The organism is Mesorhizobium sp. M1D.F.Ca.ET.043.01.1.1 (assembly GCF_003952385.1).
Lineage (GTDB): Bacteria > Pseudomonadota > Alphaproteobacteria > Rhizobiales > Rhizobiaceae > Mesorhizobium.
In genome coordinates, this window is sequence record NZ_CP034444.1 from 1,303,104 (window position 1) to 1,328,378 (window position 25,275).

A 25,275-nucleotide genomic window follows, 5' to 3' on the forward strand; every position below is an offset into this window, starting at 1 on the left:
GGACAGTCCCGCCATGAATAGCCTGATCGGCCAATTCGACATTTCCGACGACCGCGTCAAAGAGATCGTCGCCGACACCATCAAGGGCGCCGACGACGGCGAGCTTTTCCTCGAATACAGCGAGAGCGAAGCGCTGATGTTCGACAACGGCCGGCTGAAGACGGCCAATTTCAACACCGACCAGGGTTTCGGTCTGCGCGCCGTCGCCGGTGAGGCAAGCGGCTATGCGCACTCCAGCGATCTTTCGGAAGCCTCGCTGCTGCGCGCGGCCGACGCGGTCTCGGCGGTCAAGGGCGGCTATTCCGGCACGCTTGCCGCAGCGCCCGCCCGCACCAATCGCCACCTTTACGGCGACGAAAATCCCATCCCCTCGCCCAGCTTCGAGGCCAAGGCGAAGCTGCTGCAGGAGATCGATGCCTGGCTGCGCGCCGCCGATCCGCGCGTGCGGCAGGTGACGGCCTCGCTCGCCGCGTCCTGGCAGCATGTCGAGATCGTGCGCGGCGACGGCCAGGTGGTGCGCGACATCCGTCCCATGGTCAGAATCAACGTCTCGGTGGTGGTCGGCGATGGCGACCGGCAGGAAAGCGGCTCCTACGGCATGGGCGGCCGCAAGAGCTTCGGCGAGTTCCTCACCGAGGAGAGCTGGAAGCACGCCGCGCGCGAGGCGCTCAGGCAGGCGCTGGTCAATCTCGAGGCCGTTCCGGCGCCGGCCGGCACCTTTGACATCGTGCTCTCCAGCGGCTGGCCGGGCGTGATGCTGCACGAAGCGGTCGGCCATGGCCTGGAAGGCGACTTCAACCGCAAGAAGACGTCGGCCTTCGCCGGGCTGATGGGCCAGCAGGTGGCGGCCAAGGGCGTGACCGTGGTCGACGACGGAACGATCGCCGAGCGTCGCGGCTCGCTCACCGTCGACGACGAGGGCACGCCTTCGGCGCGCAATGTCCTGATCGAGGACGGCAAGCTGGTCGGCTACATGCAGGACCGCCAGAACGCTCGCCTGATGGGCATGAAGGCGACCGGCAACGGCCGGCGCGAAGGCTACGCGCACCAGCCGATGCCGCGCATGACCAATACCTACATGACCGCGGGCGACATGAACCCGGAGGAGATCATCGCGTCGGTCAAGAACGGCATCTATGCCGTCTCCTTCGGCGGCGGCCAGGTCGACATCACCTCCGGCAAATTCGTGTTCGGCTGCACCGAGGCCTACATGATCGAAGACGGCAAGGTCACCCAGCCGATCAAGGGCGCGATGCTGATCGGCAATGGGCCCGACGCCATGCACCGCGTGACCATGGTCGGCAACGACATGAAGCTCGACAACGGCATCGGCATGTGCGGCAAGGCCGGACAGGGCGTGCCCGTCGGCGTCGGCCAGCCGCATCTGAGGATGAACCAGATGACGGTGGGCGGCACCAGGGTTTGAGGCAAGGGATGGTCGGGGCTAGCAGCGAACACGATCGTGTTAGCAAGTTATTAATTGTTCAATTGCCTTGGCCGGCGTTTCCGCATTAACTCATCGCCAGTCTCCTCGTTGCGGTAGTGTTGGCAGTGCAGCGTTCCCCTGGCGTCCTGACCTCTTGCTTCCTCCTTGGCCTTGTTTCGTTGATCGGCGCGACGTCGCTATCTGCCGGTCCGGCGGCGGCGCAGTCGACATTGTTCAAGCGGCCATCGACGCAGCCCTCCGCGGACCGGGTTCGCTCCGCCTCGGTTGGAGGACGCACCAGCGTTCCCTACGGCTGGCTCGATTTCTGCGGCCGCCGGCCGAAAGAATGCAAAGTGGCGGCTTTGCCGGCCGCGAGCGTCAAGCTGACCGCGCAGAACCTGCGCACCCTCAAGCGGATAAACCAAAAGGCGAACCGCGCCATCAAGCCCGTCAGCAATTACGACCACTGGGGCACGATGATGGATCACTGGGACTATCCGGTGGACGGCAAGGGCGACTGCAAGATCTACGCGCTCTACAAGCGCAAGCTTCTCATGGAAGCGGGATTCCCCCGCCAGGCGCTGCTGATGACGGTGGTGCGCGACCTCAACAATGAAGGCCACACCATCCTGACGGTGAAGACCGACAGGGGCGACCTCGTCCTCGACAATCTGGTCGACGAGGTCCGGCCCTGGAATGCGACCGGCTATTATTTCCTGAAACGCCAGTCGCAGCAGAACCCGAATGTCTGGGTATCGATCAACCAGCGCGGCGGCACGCCGAAAACCTGACGGATGCCGCCAGGCTTGTAAGCCGAGCGGCCCGCATAACCAGGACTCGGGTCAGCAAGCAGGTGCTCCCTGTCTTACAAATTCGCGGGCCGGAAAGTCCGGCCCGCGCAACGGCAAGCTATTGTCCGGCCCGACAGCCTACTGCTTGCAGGGCGGCTCGCCCGGCTGCCCGCAGGCAAACTTCTTGTTTCCTTGCGGCGGCTGCTCCTTGGGCTGCTGTGGCAGGCGCCGTTCCTGCGGCTGGGCCTGAAGCCTCGGTTGCTCGCGGAACTCAGGCTTCCGCGGCCTGGAGAACGCCTCACCATTGGGCTGTTCCTGCAGCTTGTACTGGCGCTGCGCATTCTCGTTCGGCCTGTTGACCCTGAACTTGCGCTGGACGTCGACCTCCGCGCCGCCGGACCCTTCCTGGTTCTGCAGCCGGCGGAACTTCCTGCCCCTGTCGCTCCCGCCGACCGGGCCCTGGTTCTCGTCGGAGAACACGGACGGATTGTTTCTCCTAGGCCGCTTCTGCACGCTCGGCCCGTTGTCGGCCGGCTCACCGTTGACGATCGGCAGCCTGCGGAACTTCCTGCCCCTGTCGTTGCCGCCGACCGGGCCCTGGTTCTCGTCGGAGAACACGGACGGATTGTTTCTCCTAAGCCGCTTCTGCACACTCGGCCGGTTGTCGGCCGGCTCACCGTTGACGGTCGGCAGCTTGCGGAATTTCCTGCTCTTATTGTCGCGGTTGGCCGAGCCCTGGTCGCCCGGTTCGACCATTGCCTGGCCGGCGGACAAATCCCTGCGCGTCAGCTTCTTGGGTTTGCCGGACAGCAGGTTCGGATTGTTCTTCCCAAACCGCTGCTGAGCGCTCTGGCCGTTGTCGGCCGGCATGCCGTTGACGGTGGGTAGCTTGCGCAGTTTCTTGCCCTTCTGCTGACCGGTGCCCTGCTCTCCCGTTACGGCGGCGCCGGCATTTCCCGTCGCCTCCTGATTGCCGCCCACAATGCCTTGCCTGCCGAACTGCTTCCTGGACTTGCCGCCCGGCAAATTCCGGCCGTCAAGCACTGGTTTGCCGTTGACGAGCGGCAGCGTTCTGCCATCGGCTCCCGGCAAGGCGTGGTCGGTTCCTAGCCTGCGGGTGGAAAGGTCCTTCGACAGCGGAACCGCAGCACCAGGCTGCTGGTCCTGCGTCTGGCCGGGCCTAAGCGGCACGCCGCTCTCATTCTGATTGAACCGGGTCTGACCGGACATGGCCGCCCTCTTCTTCAGCACCGGCGGCAGCGCGACCCTGGCCGCCAGCGCGGCGCCGGTGCCGACGGCGGCTCCGCCCATCTTCTGGCGGGTGGTGAGGCCACCCTCGGCAGTGCCGCTTGGCTGTCCGGCCTGATTGGTAATCTCGTTGTTGATCACCGTGTTGTTGATGACGGTCGCGTTGTGGATGTTGTTGAAGATGATGTTGTCCGGCGGCGGCACGATGTGACGCGGCGGCCTGACCCATACGGGCACGGACACGAAAACCGGCACCGGCAGAACGAAAACCTCGACCGGCGGCCGCGGCGGCGGCAGCACGATGAAATCCGGCGGGGGCGGCGGCAGGAAGATGATTGCGATCGGCGGCGGCGGGTCGAAATCGAAATCGGGATCGTCGAAATAAAGCACCGGCCGGTCGATGTAGATAATCTCCTCCGGCGGCGGCGGCGGCACGTCATAGACAATGACGGTGAAGCTCGGCGGCGGCTCGAGCTCGGCGTCGAAATGCTCCAGCCGGCGGCGGGCGTCCCAGGCATGCGGTCCGCGCGGATAGCGTTCGAGGTAAGACCAGTAGGCTTCGGGCGTATCGCGCATCCAGGTCTGGCGCCAGGTGATCGCCTCGCGACGCGCCGCGATGATGGCGCGCACCCGCTTGGCCATCGGATCGTGCGGATAGGCGACGAGGAAATCCTGGTAGCCGCGCAGCGTGTCGCGGTCGAGGGCCGCGACATAGGCATCGCGGGCGTCGAAATCGCGGATTTCCCTTGTCCGGTTGGCCTGGTCTTCAGCCTCGGAAACCCTCGGCGCCGGCGCATCGGGCGCGCGGTCGAAGAAAACGAAGGGCACGCTGATCTTCGAAGCGTTCCACGGCACCTCGGCGCCTTCTGTCACCTCGTTGACGCGCAGGCGCGTGCGGTCGAACACATCTTCGAGCGGCAGGCCGCCCTCGCGCATCATCTCGGCCAGAGCCTGGGCATAGGCGCCATAGGGTCCTTTACCCTCGGGCGCGACGGTTCCCGGAGCGGCATTGAAGGCGATCAGCATGTTCGGGTCGGGATCGGCGAGCGCGAGGCCACCGGCCAGCGGCTGCTTCATCCGCGGGAAGCCATTCGGCCGCGCCCCGTCGAGCACAATGATATTGACCTTCGTCGGCAGCGCGGCAAGCGGCCGGGTCAGGTCGGAGACGCGAATGGCCTGGATCGGCACGTCGGCAGGATTGGCGATGTTGGCGTCGACCGGCAGGAAATAGTTCTCGCCTTCGAACTGCGCGCCGTGCCCGGCGAGGTAGACGAAAACCACCGCCTCGGGACCGGCGGCCGAAACCTTGGCGAGGAAATCGCGGAAGGCGCCGCGCAGCGATTCCTGGTCCACATCGCGCGCGCCGACGACGTCGAAACCGGCTGCCTGCAAGGTCTGTCCGATCAGGCCCGCATCATTGGCGGCCGTCGCGAGCTCGCCGGACTGATAGGCGCCATTCCCGATGACGAAGGCGAGGCGTTTCTGCTCCTGCGCGAGCGCGCCGGTCGCCGACGCTACGGCGAACACGATGAGAACAACGATTAGGCCGATGAATTTCTGAAGTGCCTGCATTGCAATCCGCCGTCCGTTGTCCGCCATCCGTTCAGAACAATAACGCCGGAGAGGCAGGAATGTTTCCCTACAGCGCGAAATCAAGACCCTGCAAAAAGGCGGCTTTAGGGCGCAATTTCGTCGAAAGAACAGAGACTTCACAAAACTTCTTGCGAACGCCGCACGTGAACTACCGGCGCCGTCTCGGCTTCTCCAGCAGCGCGACGGCCTCGACATGCGGCGACCACAGGAACTGGTCGATCGGCGTGACGCTCTTCAGTTGATAGCCGCCGTCGAGGAGGATGCGCAGGTCCCGCGCCAGCGTCACCGGATTGCAGGACACGGCCGCGACCAGCGGCACGTCCGAGCGGGCGATCTGCTTGGACTGATCCTCCGCCCCTGCGCGCGGCGGATCGAAGACCAGGCCGTCGAAGCCGTTCAATTCCTTGAAGGTCAGCGGCCTGCGGAAGAGGTCGCGGCGTTCGACGGTCACCCGCTTCAGGCCGCTGGCGAAACGAAAGGCGCGGTCGAGCGCCGCAAGGGCCGGCGCGTCGCCCTCGACGGCATGGACCTCCGATCTCGCCGCGAGCCGGAGCGCAAAACTGCCGCAGCCTGCAAAAAGGTCGGCGACCTTTTTTGCGCGCGACAGATGCTGGCCGACGAGTCCGGCCATCGTCTGCTCGGCGGCCTCCGTCGCCTGCAGGAAGGCGCCCGGCGGCACCGCGACGGCGACCGACCCGAACTGCACCACCGGCTTCTTCGGCTCGACGATCACCTCGCCGTCGACCGAAAGTCTCGCCAGCCCCTCGGCAAGAACGAAATTCGAGGCGATGCGGCGCTGGTTCTCACCGAGCTTGCCGGCGTCCTGGACGGCGACATCGAGGCCCGAGGCGGTAACGGTGACCGTCATGGGGAAGGCCTTCGGCGTGGCGCAGACAAGAGCGGCCAGCCTCCGCAAACGATCGAGCGACGCAACGATCGCCGGCAGCGAAATCGGGCACTCCTCGATCGGGATGATCTCGGAAGAAAGCGCGCGCACGAAGCCGAGCAGCATGCCGGCCTCGGTGCGCCGGGCGCTGAAGACGACGCGGCGGCGGGTCTGCGGCGCGCACGGCACCAGCGCGTCGACCGCGCTGGCGATGCCCTTGGCCTTCAACGCCTGCACCACCCGCTCGCGCTTCCACTGGCGATAGGCCTCGGCTTCGAAATGCTGCAGTGCGCAGCCGCCGCATTCGATGAAATGGCGGCAGGCCGGTTCGACCCTGAGCGGGGACGCCTCCAGCACCGACATAAGCGTCGCGCGGTCCTTCTGCCGCGCCGCGGTGACCGTCTCGCCCGGCAGCGTGAACGGGATGAAGACCTCGCCGCCATCGGCATTGGCGATGCCGTCGCCCTGCGAGCCGAGCCTGGTGATGCTGAAGCGCGCGCTCATCGCGGTTCCGCGTCCTTGATCGCGGCGAGCAGGAATTCGCGATTGCCGTCGCCGCCCTCGATCGGCGACGAGTGCAGCCCGAGCACGCGCCAGCCCGGCATGCCGGCAAGCCAGTCGCGCAAACCGGCGGCGATGGCCTCGGCATCGCTCGGGTCCTTGAGCAGCCCGCCCTTGCCGATCGCCTCGCGGCCCGCCTCGAATTGCGGCTTGACGAGAAACAACGCCCTGGCGCCCTCGCCCGCCAGGGCGAGCGCCGGCGGCAGCGCCAGCTTTAGCGAGATGAAGCTGACGTCGCAAACCAGGAAGTCCGGGATGCGGCCGCCGAGGTCCGCTGTCGTGAGGTCGCGGGCGTTCAGCCCCTCGACCACCGTCACGCGCGGGTTGGCGGCGATATCGGGATGCATCTGGCCATGGCCGACATCGATCGCCGTGACATGGGCGGCGCCGCGCTCAAGCAGAACCTGAGTGAAGCCACCGGTCGAGGCGCCGATGTCGAGCGCGTCGCTCTCTGAGGGGTCGAGGCCGAAATGGTCGAGGCCGGCAATCAGCTTCAGCGCCGCGCGCGACACATAGCCTCGAGCCGGGTCGTCGATGGCGACGAGGCAGTCCGCCGCGACGGACTGGCCGGGCTTGCGGGCAACCGCGCCGTCGACGGTGACCGTGCCGCGCTCGATCGCGTCGCGGGCGCGCGAACGGCTGGCGAACAGGCCGCGCTCGACGAGCAATTCGTCGAGCCGCTGGCGTGTGCTGGCTGGCAACGGAGAGTTCATCGGCCTTCATTGGCGAAAGCCGGACGCGAACGCAATGGCAGCCTGTTGAATATGGCGCGCGGGGCACGGCAGAATGCGGGCCGTTTCACCAGCCCAGGAGGAGGCAATGCTGAAGGGAACCTGCCATTGCGGCGCCGCGCACTGGACCCTGGAAGGCGATCCGAGATCGGTCACGGCCTGCAACTGCACGCTTTGCCGCCGCTACGGCACGCTCTGGGCCTATGACTATGTCGACGAGCGCATCCGCATCGCCGGACCGGTGCGTTCTTACAGGCGCGCCGCAGTGGCCGAGCCGGCGCTCGAGATCCTGTTCTGCCCGACCTGCGCCTGCGTGCTTGCCTGGCGCGGCCTGCGTTCAGGTTCCAGCGGCCGCACACGCATCGCCGTCAATGTCAGGCTGGCGCCGCCGGAGACTGTGGCCGACCTGCCGATCGACCATTTCGACGGTCTCGACAGCTTCGACGACCTCCCGCGCGACGGCCGCTGCGTGCGCGACATGTGGTTTTAGAAGACCCTCCGCGAGACCGGCCGCTCGACGGCCGGCGTCAGGCCGTTGTCGCTGGAAGCCTGGCTGCGCGAAGCCTCAGCCGGCAGCGGCGCGCCCGGCGCGGCTTCAGGCAGTACCACAAGCTGGGGAACCTGCTTGTAGGAGAAGCCGCCGCGGATGTTGCCCATCTTGCCGGCGACGATGTCCATGACCGCCTTTTCGAGGTTGCGGTCGTAAGGCGTTTCGGCTGCCACCGGCGCGGCCATGGCCATCAGGAAGGCCATGCCGCAAAGGAACGGTTTCATTGTTCTTACCCCCGCGTAAAGCGCGTCGCATCCCTTGATTTCGGGAGACATGCCTCAGACCAAGGTCTTAGCAGGGGGGCGTTGAAAATCGGCCAAAAGACAGGGTAACCGAAGCGCCAAACAAAAGCGTCAACAAACACTTACAACCGGAAGCCGGCAAAGCGATTCAGCACGTTGAGAATTCGATTCAAGCGCGCTGCGCCTGCACGCCGTGGCCGAGCGCGGCGAAGACCGTGCGCACGATGCCGGCCGTGTCGAGGCCCGCGTCGGCATACATCTTCTCCGGCCTGGCGTGATCGGTGAACTCGTCCGGCAGCACGAGCGGGCGCACCTTGAGGCCGTTTTCCAGCAGGCCTTCATGGGCGAGGAAATGCAGCACATGGCTGGCGAAGCCGCCGACCGCGCCCTCCTCGATCGTCACAAGAACCTCATGCGAGCGCGCAAGGCGGCGCACGAGATCTTCGTCCAGCGGTTTGGCGAAGCGGGCATCGGCAACGGTGGTGGAAAGGCCCGCCGCGCCGAGTTCTTCCGCCGCCAGCAGGCAATCCTGCAGCCGCGTGCCGAAGGAGAGAAGCGCCACCTTGGTGCCTTCCTTGAGGATACGGCCCTTGCCGATCTCGAGCACCGAGCCGCGCTCCGGCATGTCGACGCCGACGCCGTTGCCGCGCGGATAGCGGAAGGCGATCGGGCCGCCATCATAGTCGGCTGCGGTGCGCACCATGTGGCGAAGCTCGGCCTCGTCGGCTGCGGCCATGACAACGAAGCCGGGCAGCGAGGCCAGGAAGGTGGTGTCGAAGGCGCCGCAATGGGTGGCGCCGTCGGCGCCGACGAAGCCGGCGCGGTCGATCGGGAAGCGCACCGGCAGCTTCTGGATCGCCACGTCATGCACGACCTGGTCATAGGCGCGCTGCAGGAAGGTCGAATAGATGGCGGTGAAGGGCTTGTAGCCTTCGGTGGCGAGCCCGGCGGCGAAGGTCACCGCGTGCTGCTCGGCGATGCCGACATCGAAGGTTCGCGACGGGAACACCTCGCCGAAAAGGTCGAGGCCGGTGCCGCTCGGCATCGCGGCGGTGATCGCCACGATGCGATCGTCCTCGCGCGCTTCCTGGATCAGGCTCTCGGCGAAGACCTTGGTGTAGCTCGGCGCGTTGGCCGGCGCCTTGGCCTGCGCGCCGGTGATGACGTCGAATTTGTTGACGCCGTGATATTTGTCGGCGGCGGCTTCAGCCGGCGCATAGCCCTTGCCCTTCTGGGTCACGACATGAATCAGCACCGGGCCGTCGGCATTGTCGCGCACGTTCTTAAGCACCGGGATCAGGTGCTCGAGATTGTGCCCGTCGATCGGGCCGATGTGGTAGAAGCCCATCTCCTCGAACAGCGTGCCGCCGGTGACGTAGCCGCGCGCATGCTCGACGGCGCGGGTGATGGCGCGGTCGGCCCGCTTGCCGAGATAGGACGACAGCTTCTTGCCGAAATCGCGCAGGCCGAGATACGCCTTGCCGGAGGCGAGCCTCGCCAGATAGGCGCTCATCGCGCCGGTCGGCGGCGCAATCGACATGTCGTTGTCGTTGAGGATGACGATGAGGCGGGCGTCGAGCGCGCCGGCATTGTTCATCGCCTCATAGGCCATGCCGGCGGACATGGCGCCGTCGCCGATGACGGCGATGACGTTGTTGCGGCCGCCCGCGAGCTCGCGGCCCACGGCCATGCCGAGGCCGGCGGAAATCGAGGTCGAGGAGTGCGCGGCGCCGAAGGGGTCGTATTCGCTCTCCGCCCGCCGGGTGAAGCCGGAGAGACCGCCTTCCTGGCGAAGCGTGCGGATGCGATCGCGGCGGCCGGTCAGGATCTTGTGCGGATAGGCCTGGTGGCCGACATCCCAAATCAGCCGGTCCTGCGGCGTGTTGAAGACATAGTGCAGCGCAACCGTCAGCTCGACCACGCCCAGCCCAGCGCCGAGATGGCCGCCGGTGTGCGACACGGCATCGATCAACTCGGCGCGCAGTTCCGTCGCCAGCTGCGTCAGCTCGCTTTCGTCAAGCGACCGCAAATCCGCGGGAATGCGGACCTTGTCGAGAAGCGGCGTGTCGGGCTTTGGGTTCACTCTGGTGCAGCCTGCTCAGTCTTAACGTTGCGCTAACCTTTGAATATGCGCCTCGATCATGCGCGAAATATGCTGCTGGCGGGCGAATGTAAATGCGTGCCAGTGACGCGGCTGGCGCACGTCGTCCATCCCGCTCTAACCTTCCGGCAGCGGAATGAATTCTTCCTCATCGCCAGGAACGATATCGAAGCGGCCCGTCTTCCATTCTTCCTTGGCCTGCTCGATGCGTTCCTTCGAGGAGGAAACGAAATTCCACCAGATATAACGCTTGGAACCCAGCGACGCTCCGCCGAACAGCATGAAATGCGCGCCGCGCTCGGACGAAACGACGATCTCCTCGCCCGGCTTGAACACCAGAAGTCGCTCGGCCGGGAAGCGGTCGCCGGCGATGGAAACCTCACCCTCCAGCGTATAGATGGCGCGCTCCTCTGCATCGGCGGGGATTTTGACGCTGGCGCCCGCCGCCAGCCGCAAATCGGCGTAGAGCGTCTCCGAGGCGGTCGCGACCGGCGAGCGCAGCCCGGAAAATTCACCGATGACGACTCGGCCGCTGACGCCGTCGGCGTCGATCTCGGGCAGGCGGATCACCGACGTATTCGCGAACACCGGGGCGACCTCTTCCCTGCCGTCGGGCAAGGCCAGCCAGGTCTGCAGGCCAGAGACCGACATCGGCGCGCCACGCAACTCCTTGGGCGTGCGCTCGGAATGAACGATGCCGCGGCCGGCGGTCATCAGGTTCACGTCGCCGGGTGAGATCACCATTTCGGTGCCGAGCGAATCGCGATGCCTGATCTTGCCGTCGAACAGATAGGTGACCGTGGAAAGCCCGATATGCGGATGCGGGCGCACGTCGATCGCCTGGCCAGCGCGCAGGATCGCCGGTCCCATGCGGTCGAAGAAGATGAAGGGACCGACCAGCCGGCGTTTCGCCGTCGGCAGGGCGCGGCGAACCTCGAAGCCGCCAATATCCTTGGCGTTGGGGATGACCATCAACTCGATCTGGTCGCAGGCAAACGCGTCGCCGGCCTCAGGGTCGTTTCCCGGGAAGAAGCTCATGTCATGACCTCAGGCGAAGCGGAGCGCGGACCTGGCTTTCGCCTTAGCGGCCTCTTCCTCGCGATTGCGCGGATGCTGCGTGGTTTCGAGGCTGTCGAGCAGCTCGCGCGCGGCTGCCGCGATCGCCTCGACGGCGTGGTGAAACGCATGCTCGTTGCGCTTGGACGGCTTGGTCGAGCCGCTCAGCTTGCGCACGAACTGCAGCGCCGCATCTTGGACCTCGTCATCAGTCGCCGGCGGATCGAAATTGAACAGGGTCTTGATGTTGCGGCACATGCTTGAACTCCTTACCTGCTTTTCTTCCCCCGACCTGCTTTTCTTCCCCCGCCCCTCTTCCACGCTACTCGGCGTCGAGCGGCTCCGTTCCAACCGGCTTGCCGTCGCGCGACAGCCTGATCTTCTCGACCTTGTCCTCGGCCGCCTTTAGCAGCCGGTCGCAATGGGCTTTCAGCGCCTCGCCGCGCTCGTAGATCCTGATCGACTGATCGAGCGGGACATCGCCGCGCTCCAGATCATCGACGATCTTCTCCAGCGCGTCGAGCGCCTGCTCGAAGCTCATCGTCTTGACGTCTTCGTTAGCTTCATCAGCCATAATTCATCCCTTCATCAGCCGCCCGACATGGGCGGCGACCGAAAATGCCAGTCCCTGCAGATCGTAGCCGCCCTCCAGCAGGCTGACGAGCCGGTTGCCGCTGTGGCGCCCGGCGCGCTCCATAAGCTGGCCGGTCGCCCAGTCGAAATCGTCTTCGGTCAGGTTGATCGCGGCCAGCGGATCGCGATGGTGCGCATCGAACCCGGCGGAAATGATGATCAGGTCCGGCTTGAATGCGTCGATCGACGGCAGCACGCGCGACAGGAAGGCGTCGCGGAACGTATCGCTGCCGGTGCTCGGCGCGAGCGGCGCGTTGACGATGTTGCCGGCGCCGGTTTCGCTCTTGGCGCCTGTGCCCGGGTAAAGCGGCATCTGATGCGTCGAGCAATAGAGCACCGACGGATCGTCCCAGAAGATGTCCTGCGTGCCGTTGCCGTGATGCACGTCCCAATCGACGATGGCGACGCGCTCGGCCTGGTGCTTCTTCTGCGCGTAGCGGGCCGCGATCGCCGCGGTGTTGAACAGGCAAAAGCCCATCGCCGTCGTCCTCTCGGCATGATGGCCGGGCGGACGGGCGGCGACGAAGACATTGGCGGCGCGCCCCTCGAAGACATCGTCGATCGCCGCATTGGCGGCGCCGATCGCCGTCACCGCGGCCTGCCAGCTCTTCGGGCTGGCGCTGGTGTCGGCATCGATCGAGACGATGCCGGTCTCAGGAATGGCCGCGCGGACGCGGGCGACGAAATCTTCCGGATGGGCATAAAGGATGGTTGCCTCGTCGCCTTCCGGCGCCCTGACGCGGTCGAGAGCCGAGAAAGCCTCGTCGTCCAGCACGCGCTCGATGGCGCGCAAACGGTCGGGACGCTCGGGATGACCGGGCGGCGTGAGGTGCTCCAGGAATACCGGATGGGTGTAGAGACGGGTAGCCATGGCCCCTAATCTAGGCACCTGTCGCCCGGATAGCCATGTTTCGGCGCCGAATGATTGGGGAAAATCGCGCCCGATCGTGCGCAAGCGGCATTGGCGCGGCTTCCGCTTCGCTATAGAGTCCTGCCGCTGCCTGGTGCCCGCGACGCGGGAGAATCGGGAACACGGTTGAAATCCGTGGCGTGCCCAACGCTGTGAGGGGGACCGCGCCGGCAAAAGCCACTGTCCTAGACGGGAAGGCGCCGGATGCGGGTCGATCCCGAGCCAGAAGACCGGCCCGGCAGAAATGGTCGTCCGCATGGTCAGGCGGAGGGCTGCTTATCGCAAGGGGACAAGCGATGCAGGCACGAATGGCCGCCACCGGCGGCGGCGACTTTGACCAATTGGCGCGCGAGGCCGTCTACCGGGCGATGTTCACCCGGCGCGACGTGCGCAGCCATTTCACTGCCGACGATCTCGACGATGGCGTGCTGGCGCGACTGTTGACGGCTGCCCATCATGCGCCGTCGGTCGGCTACATGCAGCCGTGGAACTTCATCGTCATCCGCGATGCGACAAGACGGCGGCAGGTGCGCGACCTGTTCCTGGCCGCGCGCGAGCAGGAACTGCCGGCGATCGAGGCGGAGCGGCAGGCGCTCTACCGCACGCTGAAGCTCGAGGGCATCTGCGAAAGCGCGCTCAATCTTTGCATCACCTGCGACCGGCAGCGCTCGCAGAATTCGCCGCTCGGGCGCTGGCACAATCCGGAGATGGACCTCTACAGCACCGTCTGCGCGGTACAGAACTTCTGGCTGGCGGCGCGCGCCGAAGGCGTCGGCGTCGGTTGGGTGAGCATCATCGAGACCGAGGCGCTGAAGCGGCTGTTGTCGATCCCCGACCATGTCACGCCGATAGCCTATCTCTGCGTCGGCCGCGTCTCGGAATTCGCGCCGCGGCCGGACCTCGAGGCGCATGGCTGGGGGCGGCGCCTGCCGCTGCCCGACCTGGTGATGAGCGAGACCTTTTGCGGCGCCGGCGAGGCGCCGCTCAAATCGGCGATTGCCAAGCTTCGCGGCGCTGACCTGCCGAAGCCTTGATCGGGTTGCCTTCGGGGCTGCCGATCAGGCAGGCCGGGGCGAATCCCAGCGCGAGCCGCCGAAGGAGCCCAGCGCCTTGTCGCGAAGCTCCCTGAACTTCGACGAGGCCTCGGCTAGGCGCCGGTCCCATTCCGGATTGGGAACCTGGCCTTCGATGGTGGCGAAATAGACCTGCATCAGCGAAGCGATGGCGAAAGGCTCGATGAAGGCCGCCTTGAAGGCCCAGGCGAAGACGATGGCCAGCACGAAGGCCCAGCCGGCGAGCTGCCCGGGCATCACCCAGAGGATGGCGGCTGCCGGGGCAAGCATCAAAAGGAAGATGACGAAGGACACGCCCCACATGATCACCGCCAGCCAGACGGCATTCTTGACCATGTGCTTGCCGTTCTGCGCGTAGAGCACGACGCCTTGCCTGGCGGTCTCGAAAGGCGAGTTCGAATTGATGCGGATGTTGTAGCCGAGGATGATCTCGTCGACATAGGTCAGCGACAGCCGAATGACCGTGTTGATGAAGCTGACGAGGCCGCTCAAGCCGGGAATGGGGAGGAACGCGGCAATGCCGCCGATCAGGCCGGTGATGGCGCGGATGGCGCCTTTGACCAGTTGGTCGACCACGAAAAGGATATTGGCCTCGGCGAAGCGCTGGGTCACCACTTCCTTCGCATAGGCGATCTGGCCCTGGCCATCCGGAACGTCGTGGCCGTCGATCAGATGCACCATGACGGCGATGTGGCCGGCCTTGAGCACATAGAGGATATATTCGCGGATCCAGTAGACGGCGATCGAGACGACGCCGAAGCCGACGACCCCGCCCCACAAGGCAAACGACATCGGTCCGTCAGGGTCGGTGGAGATATGGCCAACGCCATAGCCGACACTGGCGCCGGTGCCGGTCGCCATGATGTAGGCCAGCGTGATGCCGAAATAGACGATCATGCGAAAGACGATGAACGGCCATGTCCGCATCATGATGGACACCGACCGGCCGATGCTGAAGTCCCACATAGCCCCGACTCCCCGCCTCGCGCATGACCCCGAAAATCGGAATCGTTTTTTCGGAAAGGATCATGCGCAGAATCAAAAGTGTTACAGCGTCCTTTGCGCGTTCGAAGAACCGCTGCGCTGCAAGACAATTGGCGGGAGAGGATGCGCTCGCCCCTGACATTGTCAACGCGGCGGCGGCGTGCCGGGCCCAAAAACCGGTGCACAAACCGGCAGCGTGGTTACGCGGTGGTTTGCTCTGGTTTCCTGAGCAAGCCTTCCAGCAGCTGCTTGAACGCCGCTATCGCCTTCTTGGAGGTCGCTTCGGGATCCTCGGAATTGGCGATGCGCTGCGCGGCCTGGCTGCTGGCGCCGTTGATCAGCCGCGCAGCGGTCTCGGGATCGAGATCGGGAACGACGACGCCGTCCCGCTGCAAGCTGGTCAGATGCCCGGTGATCGACGCCGTGCAGGCATTGGCGTTCGGCCATTGCGCCGGATCGCCAAGCACCGCCGGGCCGTCGCGGAACATGATGCGCTGGATCTCCGGCTCCAGCGCCATCTCGATATAGGTGGTGCATTCGTCGACGAAATGCTGCCAGCGGGTCGGCGCCCGTGACGCCACCTCGTTCACCCGGGCGGCCATCTCGCCGTCGATCTCGGCGATCACCGCCTGCAAGAGCCCCTTCTTGTCGCCGAAATGATGATAGAGTGCGCCGCGCGTCAGGCCCGCCGAAGCGGTGAAATCATCCATCGAAGCCTCGGCATAGCCGATCGTGCCGAAGGCGTGGCGTGCGGCCGCGATCAGCTTGGCGCGCGTCTCGGCGATCATCTCCTTGCGCCGTCTATGCATGGCTCTGGCCCTATTCGCATACGTCTCGTATGCCAATTGACATACGCGACGTATGAACTATCTGACATTCATACGCGGCGTATGTAGTTGCGGCGCCTTTCCCTGTCGAGGAGCACGATCATGCGAAACCCCTATTCGGAAATCTTTCGGGCTCCCGGCACGAAGGGCTTCGCCGCGGCGGCGTTTATCGCTCGGCTGCCGATCGCCATGTCGCCGATCGGCATCGTGGCGATGCTGTCGCAGACGTATGGCGAATACTGGCTGGCCGGCGCTGTCTCGGCGACTTACGCGCTGGTCAACGCCTTCCTGTCGCCGCAGGTATCGCGGCTGATGGACCGGCTTGGCCAGACCCGCATTGCCATGCCGACGACACTCGTTTCGGTGCTTTCCTTCGCTGCCTTGATCGCGGCGGCCAACCAGCACTGGCCGGTATGGACCTTGTTCCTGTCCGCGCTGCTTGCGGCCGCCATGCCCAGCGTTCCGGCGCTGGTCAGGGCGCGCTGGACCGAGATTTTTCGCAATCGCCCCGAGTTGAACACGGCCTTCGCCTTCGAATCGGCGGCTGACGAGTTGGTCTATGTCGCCGGCGCCTCGCTGTCGGTGGGCTTGAGCACCGCGCTGTTCCCCGAGGCCGGCATGGTGGTGAGCACGCTGCTGCTTGCCTTCGGCTCGGCGGCGTTCCTGCTGCAGCGTTCGACAGAGCCACCCGTGCGTCCGGCGGAACATGGGGCGGCCGCTTCGGCGATCCGGTTGCGGCCGGTTCAGATCATCACGTTCGCCCTGATCTTCGTCGGCGCGACCTTCGCGACCACCGAGGTCACCACGGTGGCGATCACCAAAGCGCTCGGCCAGCCCGAAGCGGCGAGCCTCGTCATCGGCGTCTACGCGCTCGGCTCCTTCGTGCTCGGCATCATCGTCGGCGCGCTTAGCCTGAGAGCGCCGCTGCAGCGGCAACTGGCGATAGCGGTGGCAGTGATTGCGCTCACCACGCTGCCGCTGCTCTTTGCCGACACGGTGCCGACGCTGGCGCTCGTCGTCTTCGTCAGCGGCGTCGCGATCTCGCCGACCTTCATCACCGCCTTCGGCCTGATCGAGCGTCACGTGCCGGCCGCGATGCTGACGGAAGGGGTGACCTGGGTGACGACAGGGATCGGTATCGGCATGGCGCTGGGCTCCTTCGCCGCCGGCTGGATGGTCGACGCTTTTGGACCGCAGAACGGCTTCTGGGTGTCGGTCACGGCAGGCGCGATTGCATTTGCCACGGTGCTTGCCGGTCAGTACCGGCTAGCGACACCGGATTGCGACGTGGACGGTAACGAAGCGATGGCGTCGGGTTGAGTGACGAAGCGTTCAGCCATCCATTTCAGATGACGCCTGCGTCACGGACGCTTCAGTCAATCGCGTAAGCGTGCGATTTGCTTGGAGGAGCTTCCGTCCCTCGACAGCCTAGAGAATTTCCGTCTTGGCGATATGGATGCCGAAGCCTTCGAGGCCGACATAGTGGCGCTCACGCGAGGCGATCAGGTTGATCGAGGAAATGCCGAGATCCTTCAGGATCTGGGCGCCAAGGCCGATCTCACGCCATTCGTTCTCACGGCGGCGCGCTTCCTCATGGTCCTCACGCTCGCCGCTCAGCGGGCGCTTGCGCTCCTGGTGGGCGACGCCCACCGAGCCCTCGCGCAGATAGACGATGACGCCGCGCTTGCGCTCGCCCATTGCCTTCATGATGCGGTCCAGCCGGTGGCTGGTGCCGAAGACATCGGTCACGACATCCTCCGAATGCAGGCGCACCGGCACCTCCTCGCCATCGCGGATATCGCCGAAGACGACCGCGACATGGTGCATGGAATCCCAGGGCAGCGTGTAGGTGAAGACCTGCGCCTTGCCGCCGGGGGTTTCGATGTCGGAGCAGGCGACGCGCTCGACCAGCGTTTCCTTGCGCTGGCGGTAGGCGATGAGATCGGCGACCGAAACCTGCTTCAGGCCATGCTGTTCGGCGAAGGCCTGGACCTCGGGCCCGCGCTTGACGGTGCCGTCGTCATTGACAAGTTCGGAAATGACGCCGACCGGCGGCAGTCCGGCGAGCTTGCAGAGGTCGACAGCGGCCTCCGTATGGCCCGAGCGCATCAGCACGCCGCCCTCACGCGCGATAAGCGGGAAGATGTGACCGGGGCGCACGAAGTCGGAGGCGCCGACATTGCCGTTGGCAAGATTTCGCACGGTGAGCGTGCGGTCGTCGGCCGATATGCCCGTCGTGGTGCCGTGCTTGAAGTCGACGCTGACGGTGAAGGCGGTGGTGTGGGCGGAATCATTGTCCGCCACCATCGGCGCAAGGTTGAGCCGCCTCGCATCCTCGCGCAGCATCGGCGTGCAGACGATGCCGGACGTGTTGCGGACGATGAAGGCCATCTTTTCCGGCGTGCAGTGGACGGCGGCGACGATCAGGTCGCCCTCATTCTCGCGCCCGTCATCGTCCATGACGACGACGATCTCGCCGCGCTCAAAAGCGCGGATCGCTTCGACGATCTTCTTCTGGTCGTATGGCATGTGGCGCTCACTAGCTGTGGAGCCTCAACAGGTTGTCCTCGGTTAGAGCGAGGCGACTGATAGGTGTTTTGGACTTTAGGCTCCCGTGGGGACGGTGCCAATTGTATCTGTGCAGCCAGACCGGCAACTCTGCGGCGCGGTGATCTGAAGTCGGATAAGCGATGGCATAAGCCCATTCGCGCAGTGCTGTCTGGATGAAGCGCTCGGCCTTGCCATTGGTCTTGGGTGTATAGGGTCTTGTCCTGACGTGCTTGAGGCCGAGATCGCGGCAGGCCTTGGCGAAGGCCTTTGATCTGTAGCAGGAGCCGTTGTCGGTCATGACGCGGGCTATCGTGACGCCGAGGCTGGCGTAGTAGGCCACCGCCGCCTTGAGGAAGGCGATGGCGCTTTCTTTTTTCTCGTCGGGCAGGATCTGCGAGAAGGCGATGCGGGAGGCGTCGTCGATGCAGACATGGACGAACTCCCAACTGCTGCCGCGCGAGCTGGCATTGCCGGTGCGCTTGCCGGTAATGCGATGACCGATGCGCTCGAAACGACCGAGCTTCTTGATATCGATATGGATCATCTCGCCAGGATGCTCGCGCTCGTAGCGTCGGATCGGCTCGGCCGGTTCGATATCCCGCAACCGCGACAGTCCGGCACGCTTGAGAACCCGGCTAACGGTGGCGGGCGAGACGCCGACCTCATGGGCGATGTGCTTGCCGGTCCAACGTTGCCGCCGCAGCGCCATGATGCGCTCGGCGATCAACGCAGCGGTGGCCTGCGGCATATGGGCGGGCCGCGAGGAACGGTCGATCATGCCGGCCCGCCCTTCGGACTTGTAGCGCTCGACCCAGCGCGCCACGATCTTGGCCGACACGCCGTAGACACGCGCCGCATGGGCTTTGGAGAAAGCGCCTTCTATCACCGACAGCGCCATCTCCTCTCGACGCAGCGGTGTGAGACGGGCATTCTTATGGATGTTCATTCGGATCCTCCGATGGATGCTGAAGCGTGGTAACTCCAGTCTCCTCGGTCCGGTCCGAATGGACAACCTCCCGAAAGCTCACAACTAGCTCGCTAGGGGAATAGGGCAGTAAGGGAGTAGGGGAAAGGAAAAAATTGGCGGTCACGAGAGGCCGCTCAACAAACTCCCCTATTGCCTTACTCCCCTACTCCCCTCCCCGTCTGTCCTCGATGCCGCAGATAGTGGTCGGCAATCGCGCAGGCAACCATGGCCTCGCCGATCGGCACGGCGCGGATGCCGACGCACGGATCATGGCGGCCCTTGGTCATGACCTCGACATCCTTGCCGTCCTTGTCGATGGATTTGCGCGGCGTCAGGATCGAGGAGGTCGGCTTGACGGCGAAGCGGGCGACGATCGCCTGCCCGGTCGAGATGCCGCCCAGGATGCCGCCGGCATTGTTGGACAGAAACACCGGCTTGCCGTCATTGCCGATGCGCATCTCGTCGGCGTTCTGTTCGCCGGTGATGCGCGCCGCCTCGAAGCCGTTGCCGATCTCGACGCCCTTGACGGCGTTGATCGACATCAGGCCGGAGGCGATGTCCTGGTCGAGCTTGGCATAGATCGGCGCGCCGAGGCCGGCCGGCACGCCGTCGGCGACGATCTCGATCACCGCGCCGACCGAGGAGCCGGCCTTGCGGATGCCGTCGAGATAGGCGGCAAAGACCGAGACCGAGGCCGGATCGGGGGTGAAGAACGGGTTCTCGGCATCGCCGACGAAATTCCAGTTCCAGTTGGCGCGATCGATCGCTTTTTCGCCTATCGAGACCAGCGCGCCGCGCACCACCATGCCCGGCACCACCTTGCGGGCCAGCGCGCCGGCAGCCACCCGCGCCGCCGTCTCGCGCGCCGAGGAGCGGCCGCCGCCGCGATGGTCGCGCAACCCGTATTTGACCTCGTAGGTGTAGTCGGCATGGCCCGGCCGGTACTGGCGAGCGATCTCGCCATAATCCTTGGAGCGCTGGTCGACGTTCTCGATCAGCATCGAGATGGGCGTGCCGGTGGTGATCATCGTCTCGCCGTCCTCGTCGAGGATGAAGCCGGACAGGATCTTGACCTCGTCAGGCTCCCGGCGCTGGGTGACGAAGCGCGACTGGCCAGGGCGGCGCCGGTCGAGCTCGGCCTGGATGTCCTCGCGCTTGAAGCGGATGCCGGGCGGGCAGCCGTCGACAACGCAGCCGAGTGCGGAGCCATGGCTTTCACCCCAGGTGGTGACGCGGAAGAGATGGCCGAAGGTGTTGTGAGACATGGAAAAACGCCCTGCCCGGCGGCGGAGCCGGTTCGCCGGTTCAAGGCTGCCTTCTATTGGCGTTTTCCACAGCGGTCAAACGGTGATCAGCTGCATCAATCTGTGATCCGGCCGATTTAGTTTTGACACATTCGGTTGGTTTCTGCTCTCTTCCATCCGCCGTTGAGGATCCGCCGCTGACCAGCCGGCGCAATGACCAAAGAGGACGACGATGCGTACCCTGATTGGCGCCGTTGGCGCCATGCTCATGATTTCCACCGCCGCATTCGCCGGCCAGACCGAAGGCCTGATCAAGAAGGTCGACAAGGACACGCTGACGCTGACGCTGGACGACGGAAAGTCCTACAAGCTAAACGCCGAGACCGATCTCGACGCGCTGAAGCCCGGCATGGACATCGTCATCGCCTTTGACGTGACCAATGGCGAGAACGTCGTGACCGATATGCAGTTGCCGGACAGCGACGCCAACTAAGATCTACAGCCACTCCAGGCTCCGGCCCTCCAGCCGGAGCAGGCGATCCTGCGGGATTTCGAGGCCGGCCGCTTCCTGCTTGGACAGGCCGGCGACGACGCGGAAGAAGCAGCGCATGACGCCGCCATGGGTGACGCAGACCGTCTGCCGGTCCAGCGCGTCGAACCATGGCTTTAGCCGCTCGAGAAGCATCTCATAGCTTTCGGCGCCCTCGCCGGGCGGCTGGAAGTCCCATTTGGCGGCGCGGCGGCCCTTGGTCGAGCCCGGATGCTGGGCCTCGAGCTCGGCGAAGGTGAAACCCTGCCAGTCGCCGAAACTCAGCTCCACCAGGCGCGGGTCGGTGCGATAGTCGGAGGGGTCGAGCCCCATCGCCGCGCGCATCAGCTCCATTGTCTCGCGCGTGCGCCGCATCGGGCTGGCGACAAAGTCGAAATCCGCGGGATTTCTGACGAGCGCTGCCAGACGATGGCCGTTACGGGTCGCCTGCTCGCGGCCGAGCGCGTTGATGTCGGTATCAGCCTGGCCCTGCAGCCGACGCTCGGTATTCCACTGCGTCTGGCCGTGGCGCACGATGTAGACGAGCGGATACATCAGGTCTTCCGTAGGTCGGGCCAGGGCCTGGACGGGAGGGATAGGCGGAGAAGAGTTAGTCCTTGACGGTCGAGATGTCCGGCGCGTCGACCGCCTTCATGCCGACGACATGGTAGCCGGAATCGACGTGATGGACCTCGCCCGTCACGCCCCGCGACAGATCCGACAGGAAGTAGACGCCGGAATCGCCGACCTCTTCCTGCGTCACCGTCTGCTTCAGCGGCGCGTTGTACTCGTTCCACTTGAGGATGTAGCGGAAGTCGCCGATGCCCGAGGCGGCCAGCGTCTTGATCGGGCCGGCCGAGATCGCGTTGACGCGGATCTTCTTGGGACCGAGGTCGACGGCCAGATAGCGCACGCTCGCTTCGAGCGCCGCCTTGGCGACGCCCATGACGTTGTAGTGCGGCATCACCTTCTCGGCGCCGTAATAGGTCAGCGTCAAAAGCGAGCCGCCTTCGCTCATCAGCGGCTCGGCGCGCTTGGCGATGGTGGTGAAGGAAAACACCGAAATGTCCATGGTGCGCAGGAAATTGTCGCGCGTCGTCTCGACATAACGGCCGGTGAGCTCGTCCTTGTCGGAGAAGGCGATGGCATGGACGAGGAAGTCGAGCTTTCCCCAGTGCTTGGCGATGTCGGCAAAAACCGCGTCGAGGCTTTCCGGGTCGGTGACGTCGCAATGCCCGGCGACATGGGCGTTGAGTTCCGCCGCCAGCGGCTCGACGCGCTTCTTGAACGCCTCGCCCTGATAGGTCAGCGCGATTTCGGCGCCGTGATCGGCGCAAGCCTTGGCGATGCCGAAAGCGATCGACCGATTGTTCGCGACGCCGAGGATGAGGCCTCGCTTACCGGCCATGAGGCCCTGTCCACCCGCCATGTGCGCGTTCTCCGCAAGAATGTCTGCTTTGTGGAGCCCTATCGCACAGGCACAGAGCCCCTTCAAGCGTCGAAAACAGACTGGCTTGAGGAGAAAATCGCCTCGATCAGCCTTTTCGCTTGCGCATCAGGGCTTCGAGATCGGCATCTCCGCCCTCCGGCAGCATCAGCCGCACATGGGCGTAAAGGTCGCCATGGCCGCCGGCTTTTTCCGGCAGGCCCCTGCCCTTCAGGCGCAACACCTTGTCCGAGCTCGACCATGCCGGAACGTTGACCGCCAGCTTGCCGGTCGGCGTCTCGACGGCCACCTTGGCGCCAAGCACCGCATCTGCGAGGTCGACGGGAAGGTCGACATGCAGGTCGCGGCCCTCGATGCGGTAACGCGCATGGCGGCGGATGTGGATCTTGACCAGGGCGTCGCCCGGCTGGCCTGGTCCCTGCTCGCCCTGGCCCTTGAGGCGGATGGTCTGGCCATCCTCGACATAGGCCGGCAGCTTGACCGCCATCTTGCGGCCATCGGGGAACATCGCCGTCACCTTCTCGGCCGTGGCGGCCTCTTCGACGGTGATGTCCAGCGTGACGTTGAGGTCAGCCGCCTGGGCCGGCTGGCGACGGTCGCCGCGGCCAGCGCCGCGCGCGCCCGAAAAGGCATCGCCAAAGATCTGGCTGAAGATGTCGCTGTTGCCGTCGAACGGATCGCCGCCCGGGCGTCCGGTGCGGAACTCGAAATGCGCCCCGCCGGGGCCCTGCTGACGCCGGAACCCGGCGAACGGGTCGCCTCCGCCGGCCGCACCTTCGAAGCCCTGGAATCTCGGCTTGCCGTCGGCGTCGATCTCGCCGCGATCGTAAGCGGCGCGCGTCTTCTCGTCGCCGACGATCTCGTAGGCCTGGTTGGCGGCGGCAAAACGCTCCTTCGCCTTCGGATCATTCGGATTCTGGTCCGGATGATGCTGCTTGGCGAGCTTGCGGTACGCCGATTTTATGTCCTTGGCCGATGCGTTCCTGGCAACGCCCAGCACCTCATAGGGGTCGCGCATGCTTCCTGCCTGACAGAGAGGATGAGTCCACGGTTGCCCCCTATATGCGCTTGGATAGGAAGAAATTCCAGTGGCGCAAGAGGGATCGGCGAGCGAAAATCGGAACACCCCGAATTATTCAGAGCGCTTTGAACTGTTGCATATGCCAGCCACCGGCGCCAGCCATGCAAAGCTCGCCCTTGTATAGGGCGACGCCGTCGAAGCTCTCGCGCGTGGCGTTGAAGCGGCGGCAGGTGAGGCCGCCATCCTTGAGCTCCACCAGTTCGGTGATCGCGCCGCGCGAGCCGGTGCCGGCATTGGCCCAGGGCACGGGCTGGCTGCCGAGCTCCCGGATGTCGGCGGACGAGACCGCGTTGCCGATGGTGGTCTGATCCGAATCGGTGTCGCTGCCTGCCGGCTGGGCGGGAGAAGACGGCGCGCTGGAGGTGACGATCGAGCGGTCGACCTCCGCCTTCTCGAGACTGAAGCCGCCGGCGCCGCAGGCAGCAAGGGGGAGCGCCAATGTCAGCAGCGCAGCCTTGGCGCTGGCCGAAGCGATAACGCTCCATTGCCCGCTGTCAAAAGCTTGCGCGATACGCGACAATCGGCGAACTCCTCCCGCAATGTTAAAAATTTGGAAAACTATGAACGAAACCGAGTTAACAAGCAGTGACTTTACAGAGGTGGCGGAGCCGTTCCGGCTCTTTGCCGCATGGCTGGAGGACGCCACCAGGAGCGAGCCCAACGACCCCAACGGCGTGGCGCTGGCAACCGTCGATGCCGACGGCATGCCGGATGTGCGGATGGTGCTGCTCAAGGGGTTCGACGAAAAGGGATTTGTCTTCTACACGAATTTCGAGAGCGCCAAGGGCCGCGAGATTCTTGGCAGCATGAAGGCGGCGATGTGCTTCCACTGGAAATCGCTGCGCCGCCAGGTGCGGGTGCGCGGGCCGGTCGAGATCGTCAGCGACGCCGAGGCCGACGCCTATTACGCGACGCGGCCGCGCGGCAGCCGCATCGGCGCCTGGGCCTCGAAGCAGTCGCGGCCGCTGGAAAGCCGATTCGCGCTGGAGAAGGCGGTGGCCGAATACACGGCGCGCTACGCGATCGGCGAGATCCCGCGGCCGACGCACTGGTCGGGCTTCCGCATCCTGCCGCAGACGATCGAGTTCTGGCACGACCGTCCGTTCCGGCTGCACGACCGCATCGCCTTCTCGCGCAATGCCAAAGGCGGCTGGGACAAGACGCGGCTGTATCCCTAGAGCGTTTCAGCGATTCATAGAATCGCCCGGTCTAAGTATTTGTTTTTACACAATTCCGGGCGGAAAACGTTAGACACTTTTCCTGGAATTGCTCTAATCCTTTTCCAGCTGGAACAGCAGGAAATGCGGCCGCTCGCTGGCGACACCGACGGCCGGGCGCACCGACTTGGTCGCCTCCTTCGGCACAAGGAACGTCTCGCGCAGGTTGAGCGTATCGCCGCCCTTGGCGCCGGAGAAGATCGCCGACGTGCAGGTCTGCACGTTGTCCGTGGTTTTCAGCGACACAACAACGGAAGTCGGCGACCAGCGCCGTCCGTCCTTGTCGATCAGCATCACCTTGCAGCCGAGCCATCGGTTCTGCAGGTCGGGATCGCCGATCTTGACCTGGAAGTCGGCCAGCACCGGCACCGAATCGGGCGGCAGGTTCGACATGCCGAAGGCGCCGCGCAGGTCCGTCAGCTTCCAGTCGCTGCCGCCGAAACGGGCGCTTTCGCCCCAGGCGACACGGCGCGGAAACAGGTCGCTGTCGCCAAGCAGCGCCTTGACGTTGTCGTAGGACTCAATGGCCAGGCTCAGTGGGATGAGCAGAACAAGCGACCAAAGGCTGCGGCGGCGCCATTTCCGCTCGCTCGTCCCGCTCTCGCGATCCAGAAGCTCCGCCGTCATT

26 protein-coding genes and 1 riboswitch are annotated in these 25,275 nt (G+C 65.1%); of the genes, 7 read left to right on the top strand and 19 right to left on the bottom strand.

Going from position 1 to position 25,275, the window contains the following annotated elements:
- Nucleotides 1–13 precede the first annotated feature (13 nt).
- Nucleotides 14–1,426, top strand: coding sequence for a metalloprotease TldD (gene tldD, locus EJ067_RS06645; protein ID WP_126085236.1), 1,413 nt, complete (start codon nucleotides 14–16; stop codon nucleotides 1,424–1,426).
- Nucleotides 1,427–1,551: 125 nt separating this feature from the next.
- A complete protein-coding gene (locus EJ067_RS06650; RefSeq protein WP_189510444.1) occupies nucleotides 1,552–2,217 on the top strand; it encodes a transglutaminase-like cysteine peptidase in 666 nt (221 codons plus the stop codon).
- A 138-nt stretch (nucleotides 2,218–2,355) separates the two neighbouring features.
- On the opposite strand, the gene EJ067_RS06655 is transcribed toward EJ067_RS06650, so the two are convergent.
- The 3 genes from EJ067_RS06655 to EJ067_RS06665 form a co-directional block, all read right to left on the bottom strand.
- The gene (locus EJ067_RS06655) at nucleotides 2,356–5,037 is read right to left on the bottom strand and encodes a caspase domain-containing protein (RefSeq protein ID WP_126085238.1); all 2,682 of its coding nucleotides are present in this window, start codon (nucleotides 5,035–5,037) and stop codon (nucleotides 2,356–2,358) included.
- 169 nt (nucleotides 5,038–5,206) lie between these two features.
- On the bottom strand, nucleotides 5,207–6,448 hold the full coding sequence (locus EJ067_RS06660) for a class I SAM-dependent RNA methyltransferase (protein WP_126085239.1): 1,242 nt from the start codon (nucleotides 6,446–6,448) through the stop codon (nucleotides 5,207–5,209).
- Complete coding sequence (locus tag EJ067_RS06665; protein ID WP_126085240.1) at nucleotides 6,445–7,218, bottom strand: TlyA family RNA methyltransferase; 774 nt, start codon at nucleotides 7,216–7,218, stop codon at nucleotides 6,445–6,447. Before EJ067_RS06665 ends, EJ067_RS06660 begins: the two co-directional genes overlap by 4 nt.
- Nucleotides 7,219–7,324: 106 nt before the next feature.
- Between EJ067_RS06665 and EJ067_RS06670 the strand changes: the two genes are divergently transcribed.
- On the top strand, nucleotides 7,325–7,726 hold the full coding sequence (locus tag EJ067_RS06670; protein ID WP_126085241.1) for a GFA family protein: 402 nt from the start codon (nucleotides 7,325–7,327) through the stop codon (nucleotides 7,724–7,726).
- Here EJ067_RS06670 and EJ067_RS06675 read toward each other — a convergent pair.
- The 6 genes from EJ067_RS06675 to EJ067_RS06700 form a co-directional block, all read right to left on the bottom strand.
- Nucleotides 7,723–8,010, bottom strand: coding sequence for a hypothetical protein (locus EJ067_RS06675; protein WP_126085242.1), 288 nt, complete (start codon nucleotides 8,008–8,010; stop codon nucleotides 7,723–7,725). The genes EJ067_RS06670 and EJ067_RS06675 overlap by 4 nt on opposite strands.
- A 187-nt stretch (nucleotides 8,011–8,197) precedes the next feature.
- Nucleotides 8,198–10,111 carry a 1-deoxy-D-xylulose-5-phosphate synthase gene (gene dxs / locus EJ067_RS06680; RefSeq protein WP_126085243.1) on the bottom strand — a complete coding sequence of 638 codons (1,914 nt, stop codon included), beginning with the start codon at nucleotides 10,109–10,111 and terminating at the stop codon, nucleotides 8,198–8,200.
- A gap of 135 nt (nucleotides 10,112–10,246) precedes the next feature.
- Nucleotides 10,247–11,167 (bottom strand): pirin family protein, encoded by a 921-nt coding sequence (locus tag EJ067_RS06685; protein ID WP_126085244.1) that lies wholly within the window; start codon nucleotides 11,165–11,167, stop codon nucleotides 10,247–10,249.
- Nucleotides 11,168–11,176: 9 nt separating this feature from the next.
- Nucleotides 11,177–11,443, bottom strand: coding sequence for a DUF2277 domain-containing protein (locus tag EJ067_RS06690; RefSeq protein WP_126085245.1), 267 nt, complete (start codon nucleotides 11,441–11,443; stop codon nucleotides 11,177–11,179).
- Nucleotides 11,444–11,507: 64 nt separating this feature from the next.
- Entirely contained in the window at nucleotides 11,508–11,759 is a 252-nt protein-coding gene (locus tag EJ067_RS06695; protein ID WP_126085246.1) for an exodeoxyribonuclease VII small subunit, read from the bottom strand.
- A gap of 3 nt (nucleotides 11,760–11,762) precedes the next feature.
- Complete coding sequence (locus EJ067_RS06700) at nucleotides 11,763–12,689, bottom strand: histone deacetylase family protein (protein WP_126085247.1); 927 nt, start codon at nucleotides 12,687–12,689, stop codon at nucleotides 11,763–11,765.
- Nucleotides 12,690–12,803: 114 nt separating this feature from the next.
- Nucleotides 12,804–12,982: riboswitch (cobalamin riboswitch) on the top strand.
- 42 nt (nucleotides 12,983–13,024) lie between these two features.
- On the opposite strand from EJ067_RS06700, the gene bluB reads away from it, so the two are divergent.
- On the top strand, nucleotides 13,025–13,762 hold the full coding sequence (bluB, locus tag EJ067_RS06705; RefSeq protein WP_126085248.1) for a 5,6-dimethylbenzimidazole synthase: 738 nt from the start codon (nucleotides 13,025–13,027) through the stop codon (nucleotides 13,760–13,762).
- Nucleotides 13,763–13,786: 24 nt separating this feature from the next.
- Here bluB and EJ067_RS06710 read toward each other — a convergent pair whose 3' ends face one another.
- Nucleotides 13,787–14,767 (bottom strand): hypothetical protein, encoded by a 981-nt coding sequence (locus EJ067_RS06710; protein ID WP_126085249.1) that lies wholly within the window; start codon nucleotides 14,765–14,767, stop codon nucleotides 13,787–13,789.
- 218 nt (nucleotides 14,768–14,985) lie between these two features.
- Nucleotides 14,986–15,594: a TetR/AcrR family transcriptional regulator gene (locus tag EJ067_RS06715; RefSeq protein ID WP_126085250.1), complete on the bottom strand. Its 609-nt coding sequence runs from the start codon at nucleotides 15,592–15,594 to the stop codon at nucleotides 14,986–14,988.
- 120 nt (nucleotides 15,595–15,714) lie between these two features.
- Here EJ067_RS06715 and EJ067_RS06720 point away from each other — a divergent pair, with 120 nt between their 5' ends.
- The gene (locus EJ067_RS06720; protein ID WP_126085251.1) at nucleotides 15,715–16,932 is read left to right on the top strand and encodes an MFS transporter; all 1,218 of its coding nucleotides are present in this window, start codon (nucleotides 15,715–15,717) and stop codon (nucleotides 16,930–16,932) included.
- Nucleotides 16,933–17,040: 108 nt separating this feature from the next.
- On the opposite strand, the gene ribB is transcribed toward EJ067_RS06720, so the two are convergent.
- From ribB to aroC, 3 genes are all read right to left on the bottom strand, one after another.
- Nucleotides 17,041–18,141: a 3,4-dihydroxy-2-butanone-4-phosphate synthase gene (ribB, locus tag EJ067_RS06725; protein ID WP_126085252.1), complete on the bottom strand. Its 1,101-nt coding sequence runs from the start codon at nucleotides 18,139–18,141 to the stop codon at nucleotides 17,041–17,043.
- Between the two features lie 10 nt (nucleotides 18,142–18,151).
- Nucleotides 18,152–19,108, bottom strand: coding sequence for an IS481 family transposase (locus EJ067_RS06730; protein ID WP_126063820.1), 957 nt, complete (start codon nucleotides 19,106–19,108; stop codon nucleotides 18,152–18,154).
- A 176-nt stretch (nucleotides 19,109–19,284) separates the two neighbouring features.
- A complete protein-coding gene (aroC, locus tag EJ067_RS06735; protein WP_126085253.1) occupies nucleotides 19,285–20,394 on the bottom strand; it encodes a chorismate synthase in 1,110 nt (369 codons plus the stop codon).
- 211 nt (nucleotides 20,395–20,605) lie between these two features.
- Here aroC and EJ067_RS06740 point away from each other — a divergent pair, with 211 nt between their 5' ends.
- On the top strand, nucleotides 20,606–20,866 hold the full coding sequence (locus EJ067_RS06740; RefSeq protein ID WP_059186700.1) for a DUF1344 domain-containing protein: 261 nt from the start codon (nucleotides 20,606–20,608) through the stop codon (nucleotides 20,864–20,866).
- 3 nt (nucleotides 20,867–20,869) lie between these two features.
- On the opposite strand, the gene EJ067_RS06745 is transcribed toward EJ067_RS06740, so the two are convergent.
- From EJ067_RS06745 to EJ067_RS06760, 4 genes are all read right to left on the bottom strand, one after another.
- Nucleotides 20,870–21,457 carry a histidine phosphatase family protein gene (locus tag EJ067_RS06745; RefSeq protein ID WP_126085254.1) on the bottom strand — a complete coding sequence of 196 codons (588 nt, stop codon included), beginning with the start codon at nucleotides 21,455–21,457 and terminating at the stop codon, nucleotides 20,870–20,872.
- A 55-nt stretch (nucleotides 21,458–21,512) separates the two neighbouring features.
- Nucleotides 21,513–22,331, bottom strand: a complete 819-nt coding sequence (gene fabI, locus EJ067_RS06750) for an enoyl-ACP reductase FabI (protein WP_126085255.1) — start codon at nucleotides 22,329–22,331, stop codon at nucleotides 21,513–21,515.
- Between the two features lie 106 nt (nucleotides 22,332–22,437).
- Entirely contained in the window at nucleotides 22,438–23,367 is a 930-nt protein-coding gene (locus tag EJ067_RS06755) for a J domain-containing protein (protein ID WP_126085256.1), read from the bottom strand.
- A gap of 118 nt (nucleotides 23,368–23,485) precedes the next feature.
- Nucleotides 23,486–23,950 carry an RT0821/Lpp0805 family surface protein gene (locus tag EJ067_RS06760; protein WP_126085257.1) on the bottom strand — a complete coding sequence of 155 codons (465 nt, stop codon included), beginning with the start codon at nucleotides 23,948–23,950 and terminating at the stop codon, nucleotides 23,486–23,488.
- A 40-nt stretch (nucleotides 23,951–23,990) separates the two neighbouring features.
- Between EJ067_RS06760 and pdxH the strand changes: the two genes are divergently transcribed.
- A complete protein-coding gene (pdxH, locus tag EJ067_RS06765) occupies nucleotides 23,991–24,608 on the top strand; it encodes a pyridoxamine 5'-phosphate oxidase (protein WP_126085258.1) in 618 nt (205 codons plus the stop codon).
- 93 nt (nucleotides 24,609–24,701) lie between these two features.
- Here pdxH and EJ067_RS06770 read toward each other — a convergent pair whose 3' ends face one another.
- Nucleotides 24,702–25,274: a hypothetical protein gene (locus EJ067_RS06770; protein WP_126085259.1), complete on the bottom strand. Its 573-nt coding sequence runs from the start codon at nucleotides 25,272–25,274 to the stop codon at nucleotides 24,702–24,704.
- Nucleotide 25,275 lies beyond the last annotated feature (1 nt).

Excerpts from the sequence above, each read along its gene's own strand:
- tldD (WP_126085236.1), top strand. The coding sequence starts at position 14 with ATGAATAGCCTGATCGGCCAATTCGACATTTCCGACGACCGCGTCAAA.
- EJ067_RS06655 (WP_126085238.1), bottom strand. The coding sequence starts at position 5,037 with ATGCAGGCACTTCAGAAATTCATCGGCCTAATCGTTGTTCTCATCGTG.
- EJ067_RS06660 (WP_126085239.1), bottom strand. The coding sequence starts at position 6,448 with ATGAGCGCGCGCTTCAGCATCACCAGGCTCGGCTCGCAGGGCGACGGC.
- EJ067_RS06665 (WP_126085240.1), bottom strand. The coding sequence starts at position 7,218 with ATGAACTCTCCGTTGCCAGCCAGCACACGCCAGCGGCTCGACGAATTG.
- EJ067_RS06670 (WP_126085241.1), top strand. The coding sequence starts at position 7,325 with ATGCTGAAGGGAACCTGCCATTGCGGCGCCGCGCACTGGACCCTGGAA.
- EJ067_RS06675 (WP_126085242.1), bottom strand. The coding sequence starts at position 8,010 with ATGAAACCGTTCCTTTGCGGCATGGCCTTCCTGATGGCCATGGCCGCG.
- EJ067_RS06685 (WP_126085244.1), bottom strand. The coding sequence starts at position 11,167 with ATGAGCTTCTTCCCGGGAAACGACCCTGAGGCCGGCGACGCGTTTGCC.
- EJ067_RS06690 (WP_126085245.1), bottom strand. The coding sequence starts at position 11,443 with ATGTGCCGCAACATCAAGACCCTGTTCAATTTCGATCCGCCGGCGACT.
- EJ067_RS06695 (WP_126085246.1), bottom strand. The coding sequence starts at position 11,759 with ATGGCTGATGAAGCTAACGAAGACGTCAAGACGATGAGCTTCGAGCAG.
- EJ067_RS06700 (WP_126085247.1), bottom strand. The coding sequence starts at position 12,689 with ATGGCTACCCGTCTCTACACCCATCCGGTATTCCTGGAGCACCTCACG.
- bluB (WP_126085248.1), top strand. The coding sequence starts at position 13,025 with ATGCAGGCACGAATGGCCGCCACCGGCGGCGGCGACTTTGACCAATTG.
- EJ067_RS06710 (WP_126085249.1), bottom strand. The coding sequence starts at position 14,767 with ATGTGGGACTTCAGCATCGGCCGGTCGGTGTCCATCATGATGCGGACA.
- EJ067_RS06715 (WP_126085250.1), bottom strand. The coding sequence starts at position 15,594 with ATGCATAGACGGCGCAAGGAGATGATCGCCGAGACGCGCGCCAAGCTG.
- EJ067_RS06720 (WP_126085251.1), top strand. The coding sequence starts at position 15,715 with ATGCGAAACCCCTATTCGGAAATCTTTCGGGCTCCCGGCACGAAGGGC.
- ribB (WP_126085252.1), bottom strand. The coding sequence starts at position 18,141 with ATGCCATACGACCAGAAGAAGATCGTCGAAGCGATCCGCGCTTTTGAG.
- EJ067_RS06730 (WP_126063820.1), bottom strand. The coding sequence starts at position 19,108 with ATGAACATCCATAAGAATGCCCGTCTCACACCGCTGCGTCGAGAGGAG.
- aroC (WP_126085253.1), bottom strand. The coding sequence starts at position 20,394 with ATGTCTCACAACACCTTCGGCCATCTCTTCCGCGTCACCACCTGGGGT.
- EJ067_RS06740 (WP_059186700.1), top strand. The coding sequence starts at position 20,606 with ATGCGTACCCTGATTGGCGCCGTTGGCGCCATGCTCATGATTTCCACC.
- EJ067_RS06745 (WP_126085254.1), bottom strand. The coding sequence starts at position 21,457 with ATGTATCCGCTCGTCTACATCGTGCGCCACGGCCAGACGCAGTGGAAT.
- fabI (WP_126085255.1), bottom strand. The coding sequence starts at position 22,331 with ATGGCGGGTGGACAGGGCCTCATGGCCGGTAAGCGAGGCCTCATCCTC.
- EJ067_RS06755 (WP_126085256.1), bottom strand. The coding sequence starts at position 23,367 with ATGCGCGACCCCTATGAGGTGCTGGGCGTTGCCAGGAACGCATCGGCC.
- pdxH (WP_126085258.1), top strand. The coding sequence starts at position 23,991 with ATGAACGAAACCGAGTTAACAAGCAGTGACTTTACAGAGGTGGCGGAG.
- EJ067_RS06770 (WP_126085259.1), bottom strand. The coding sequence starts at position 25,274 with ATGACGGCGGAGCTTCTGGATCGCGAGAGCGGGACGAGCGAGCGGAAA.